General features: G+C 63.6%; 4 protein-coding genes and 1 pseudogene. 3 read left to right on the top strand and 2 right to left on the bottom strand.

What is annotated here, in order from left to right; genetic code table 11:
- Window positions 1-1899, top strand: a 1899-nt coding sequence (locus ABY403_RS12925; RefSeq protein ID WP_372841237.1) for a heavy metal translocating P-type ATPase, incomplete at its 5' end; no start/stop codon positions are given.
- Window positions 1900-1905: 6 nt separating this feature from the next.
- Window positions 1906-2064: a cbb3-type cytochrome oxidase assembly protein CcoS gene (gene ccoS, locus ABY403_RS12930; protein WP_372841238.1), complete on the top strand. Its 159-nt coding sequence runs from the start codon at window positions 1906-1908 to the stop codon at window positions 2062-2064.
- A gap of 1248 nt (window positions 2065-3312) precedes the next feature.
- On the opposite strand, the pseudogene ABY403_RS12935 reads toward ccoS, so the two are convergent.
- Window positions 3313-4078, bottom strand: a pseudogene (locus ABY403_RS12935) (D-alanyl-D-alanine carboxypeptidase family protein); the annotation flags it as partial.
- Between the two features lie 213 nt (window positions 4079-4291).
- Window positions 4292-5005, bottom strand: a complete 714-nt coding sequence (locus tag ABY403_RS12940; RefSeq protein WP_372841239.1) for an HAD family hydrolase — start codon at window positions 5003-5005, stop codon at window positions 4292-4294.
- Between the two features lie 125 nt (window positions 5006-5130).
- On the opposite strand from ABY403_RS12940, the gene ABY403_RS12945 reads away from it, so the two are divergent.
- Window positions 5131-5439: ATP-dependent Clp protease adaptor ClpS (locus ABY403_RS12945; protein ID WP_372841240.1), on the top strand; the 309-nt coding region annotated here is incomplete at its 3' end.

Below are 5439 nucleotides of genomic sequence, written 5' to 3' on the forward strand. Positions count from 1 at the left end.
CACGAGCTAGACCCCGATGTGCTGAGCGCCACAGAGGCCGACAAGCGCGGTCGCGACATCCTGATGCGGATCGGCGTTTCCGGCTTTGCCATGATGAACATCATGCTGCTGTCGGTCGCCGTCTGGTCGGGGGCAGAGGCCGCAACGCGCGATCTGTTCCACTGGATTTCCGCAGCCATTGCGCTGCCGACCGTAGTTTTTGCGGGCAAGCCCTTCTTTACCAGCGCATGGGCCAGTCTGAAGGCCGGGCGGCTTGGCATGGACGTGCCGATTTCGCTTGCGATCATCCTCGCCTCGTCGATCTCGGTCTACGAAACGGCACATTCAGGCCAGCACGCCTATTTCGACGCGGCGGTGATGCTGACGTTTTTTCTGCTGATCGGGCGCTACCTTGATTATCGCACCCGCGCGGTGGCGCGTTCGGCGGCAGAGGAGTTGGCGGCGCTAGAAGTGCCGCGCGCGCAACTGCTGCGCGATGGCGTCGAGGTAACGGTGCCAATCGGCGATCTGGTGCCGGGCGATCTGATCCGCATCCGCCCCGGCGCGCGCGTGCCCGCTGATGGTGAGGTGGTCGAGGGCAACTCCGAGACGGACCGATCGCTTTTGACGGGCGAGAGCTTGCCGGTCTGGGCCGGGCCGGGATCTGTGCTGAGCACAGGCGAGGTGAACCTGACCGGGCCACTGACGCTGCGGGTGTCGGCGGCGGGGCGGGCAAGTTCGCTGCACCGAATGGCCGATCTGGTGGCGGCCGCTGAAAGCGCCAAGAACCGCTACACCTCGCTGGCTGAGCGGGCGGCTGCTGCCTATTCGCCGCTGGTGCATGTGGCCGCCTTTGCGGCGTTTCTGGGTTGGCTGAAGGTTTCGGGCGGTGATGTGCGGCTTGCGGTGAACATCGCCGCTGCTGTGCTGATCATCACCTGCCCCTGCGCGCTGGGGCTTGCGGTGCCTGCCGTGGTTACAGCGGCGTCGGGCAAACTGTTCCGCAAGGGCATGTTGATCAAGGATGGCACGGCGCTAGAACGGTTGGCCGAGGTTGATACGGTGCTGTTCGACAAGACCGGCACACTGACCATGGGCGCACCAGAGCCGCAGAACCTCGCCGAACTGGCACCGGGCGATCTGGCGGTGGCGGCGGCCTTGGCCGAGGCTTCGGCGCATCCGCTGGCGCTGGCGTTGGCCGAGGCGGCGCGCGTGTTGGGGGTGCAGGCCGCCGCAGTTAGCGCGCTGCGCGAAGTGCCGGGGTTTGGCATAGAGGGTGAATGGCAAGGCCAACGCGTGCGGCTTGGCCGTGCCGACTGGGTAGGCGCGAACCCCGGCGAGGTGACCGCCACGCATTTGCAAATAGGCGATCGTGCGCCGCTTACCATCGGGTTTGCCGACCGGCTGCGTCCGGGGGCAGAGGCGGCGGTGGCCGGGTTTCTGGCTGCGGGAAAAGAGGTGCATCTGGTTTCGGGCGACACTTCGGGGGCAGTCTTGGCGCTTGCCACGCGGCTTGGCATCACTCATTGGCATGCCGGCGCATTGCCTGCGGAAAAAGCGGCTCTGGTGGCCAAACTTGCCGAAAGCGGCGCGCATGTGCTGATGGTGGGCGACGGGTTGAACGATACCGCAGCGCTTGCGGGGGCGCATGTTTCGATCTCGCCCGCTTCGGCGCTGGATGCGGCGCGCACGGCTTCGGATATCGTGCTTTTGGGGGCAGACCTTGCGCCGGTTGCCGATGCGGTTCGCTTGGCCGTACAGGCGCGCAGGCGGATCAAGCAGAACTTCGCCATTTCGCTGATTTACAACGCTGTGGCGGTGCCAATTGCGCTTTTGGGGTTTGCGACCCCGCTGGCGGCGGCCTTGGCGATGTCGCTATCCTCGGTTACTGTGTCGCTGAATTCGCTCCGGCTGAAGTGAGACCCGATGGATGTTCTCGTCTATCTGATACCGGCTTCCCTATTGCTTGGCGGCATTGGGCTGATCGCCTTTGTCTGGACCATGCGTCACCGCCAGTATGACGATCCAAAGGGCGATGCCGAGCGGATACTCAACACCGAGTGGGACGATCACCCCAAGCCCTGAGCGTGGCAGGTCAGGGCGCGATCAGCGTGCAATTGCTTTGCCGCGCGGCAAGGCGGCGGCAGGCCATTTCGGCCAGTTCTTGTGACATGCCCACGAAAGTTGCATCAAACCCGCCGCTACGCGATGCCACCTTGCGCTTGGCGTCGCCCAAGGATTCGGCTTCCATCAGCGCCGTTTGCAGCAGCGCCCTTTCGGCCAGATAGCTGGTCGAATACTTGCCCACCGAAATACCCCAGCTTTCGTTACCCGACGTGGACACGCGCGATACGACCTCGGGCAGTGCCGCGGGGGCGGGGGCGGGTGGCGCATTCGCGGTCAATATGACACCCACGGCCAACGGGGACTGCGCGGGCTTTGGCGCAACCTCTGGTGCAGATAGCGTTGCCGCATCGATATTTGCCGTGGGCAGAAGCGGGTCTGAAACCATCAGCAGCGTTTCAGGCTGAGCATGTTCGGACGTCGAGAAGGAGAACGCGATGGGTGGCGCTGCGGGCGTGTCGAGGGCCGCTACATTCGCGGCGGCTGCCGCTGGCGCGGGTAGGTCTGGCGCGGTCGGTTGAGCCGAGGCGATCTGCACGGCTTCCGGGGCAGGTTCGACCGCTGGCACGGGGGCTTGCGGTTCGGTCTGGGCAATGGCCACGGGCTCGGGCGGCGTGCGGTTCGGTGCCGGAATCGGGCGGGGCGAGTGGTCAAGCAGCAGTGGCGAAAGTGTTTCGGGCAGGGCCGCGTCGGTGCTTTCGGCGGATGCGATCTGTTCGTCCGCTACGGCGGTTTCCGCAGCTATCGGCGCGTCGCTTGGTGCGGGCGCGGCTGCGGCCAGCATCGTTTCTGCCAGTGCCACGATTTCTGCAACCTCGGGCACCGCAGCAAGTGCAATCGTTTCAGGCTGCGGTGGCTCGCTTGAGGTGAACTTGCGTTCTTCGGGGTCTGGCGTGAGGGGGCGCGCGAGCGGCTCTGGGGCGGTTAGGGGCGCGGCGACCAGTGCCAGTGTTTCCGGTTGCGGCGCTTCGCTTGGCGCGAAGCTGGGGCCAGAGGGGGGCGCGGGTGGCTGCTCTGCCGTGGCCACATCGATATCTTCGACAGGCGCGGCTTCGGCAATGGCTGCCGCCACGCCGATGGCGCGCGGGGTCGGGCGTGGGCTGGTCTGAACCGCGCCAGAGACGCGCACGACCTTGGCACCTGCGCTGCCTTGCGATGCCGGCGTGGCCGACTGCGCCACGTAGACAGGCGGCGTAGGAACGATTTCGCGCACCCGCGACGGCGCCTTGGAGAAGCCGAGGTTCAGCAACTCGGTCATTTTCGCGTTGCGCTGCGGCGTCGAGGTGCCGCCAAGCACGGTAGCGATGATCCGCTTGCCACCACGTTCCGCCGAAGCGGTCAGGTTGAAGCCCGCGGCCGAGGTGTAACCGGTCTTGATGCCATCGGCGCCTTCATAGCTGTCCAGAAACGCGCGGTTGGTGCTGGTAACAGTGGCCATGCCTGCATCGGCCGAGCGGCGTGAAAACAGGTTGTAATACTCGGGATAATCATAAAACAACCGCCGACCCAGAACAGTCAGATCGCGCGCGGTCGAAAGATGCCCGCTTTCGGTTAGCCCGTTTGCGTTGCGAAAGGTCGTGTTCTTCATTCCAAGCGCTGTGGCGGTGCGGGTCATCCGTTCGGCAAAGGCAGGCACCGAGCCTGAAATCGCCTCGGCAATCGCGGTTGCCGCGTCATTTGCTGATTTGATGGCCGCAGCGCGGATGAGGTAGCGCAGCGCGATCTTTTGGCCCGTCCGCAGGCCAAGGCGCGACGGCTGTTCACCCGCCGCTTTGGAAGAAATCGTGACCATTGTATCAAGGCTGATTTCACCATGCTCAACCGCCTCGAAGGCAATGTAGAGCGTCATCATCTTGGTCAGCGAGGCCGGGTGCAGGCGGGTATCGGCGTTGGTGGAGTAAAGCACCTCACCGGTGCGTGCATCCATCACCAGCGCCGCGTAGGGCGCTGCTGCGGCCAATGCGGGGGCCAGCATAAGAAATATCGACAAAAGCCCGAAACGGACCCAGTGCGAAAGCCTGGTCACCGGTCTGCCCCTTTTTGCCTCGCGCTCCGTGTGCCCGGAGCTTTAATTTATTCGCAACGCTAACATGCGCATGCGCGCCTGAAAACACTAAATATTCAAGAGGTTTTGGGTTGTTGTTCGCAGGCATCAAAGGTGGCTCAAGCCCTAGCGGCTATGGCTCTCTCAACCACCAGATGTGCCAGTTTGCAGATCGAGCCACGATGGCAGGTCGCCAAGGGTCTGGAGCGTCACAAAGCGGACCGCGCGATCCGGCGGATCGGCGGCTTCCAACTCCCATGTCAGCGGGTGTGGCAGCCAAGCGGCCCAACCGCCCGCCGTAAGCATTGGCAGCACGTCGGATTTCATGGAATTGCCCACCATCAGCCCTTCCGAAGCCCCGGAACCTCGGGTGGCGAAGATGCGAGAGTAGGTATCGGTGCGCTTGTCCGACACGATTTCCACCGCATGGAAAAGCCCGCCCAAACCGGACTGCGCCAGTTTGCGTTCCTGATCGAGCAGATCGCCCTTGGTAATCAGCACCAAGGTGAAGTGCGGTGCCAGTGCCTCTACGGTTTCGCGCGCGCCGGGCAGCAGCTCGACCGGATGCGCAAGCATCTCGCGCCCGGCGGCAAGCAACTCGGATATGACAGACGCAGGTACACGCCCCGCCGTCACCTCGATTGCGGTTTCAATCATCGACAGCGTGAAACCTTTGACGCCAAAGCCATAGTGCCCAAGGTTGCGGCGCTCTGCGGCAAGCAGTCGCTCGGCCAGATGCCCCGGTTCCGCGTAATCGGCAAGCAGTTCTGCAAACCGCGCTTGCGTCAGTTGAAAGAAGCGCTCGTTGTGCCAAAGCGTGTCGTCGGCGTCAAAACCGATGGTGGTGATGTGGCGCATGTGCCCTCCTTTACGCCCAAGCATGACGCGCCGTGATGGCGTGTGCAATGGCAGGGGTTTTCAGCGCGGCCAATCGGCCTATATTGCGGCTATCCACTATCGTCACGATTCCGCAGGAACAGCGCTTGCCCAGACGCCCCGACCAGTTGGCCGACCGTGAGGATGAACCCGGCACCCATATCGGGCTGGCGACCAAGACGCATACCAAAACGCAGCGCCCGCCGATGTACAAGGTGATGCTGCTGAATGACGATTACACGCCAATGGAGTTCGTGGTCCATATTCTCGAGCGGTTCTTCGGGCTTGGCCACGCCGCAGCGTTTGAAATCATGCTGACGGTGCACAAGAAGGGCTTGGCGGTGGTTGGCGTGTTCAGTTTCGAGATTGCCGAAACGAAAGTGGCGCAGGTGATGGATTTCGCACGCCGCCACCAG

It is taken from the genome of Phaeovulum sp. (assembly GCF_041596715.1).
GTDB lineage: Bacteria > Pseudomonadota > Alphaproteobacteria > Rhodobacterales > Rhodobacteraceae > UBA6213.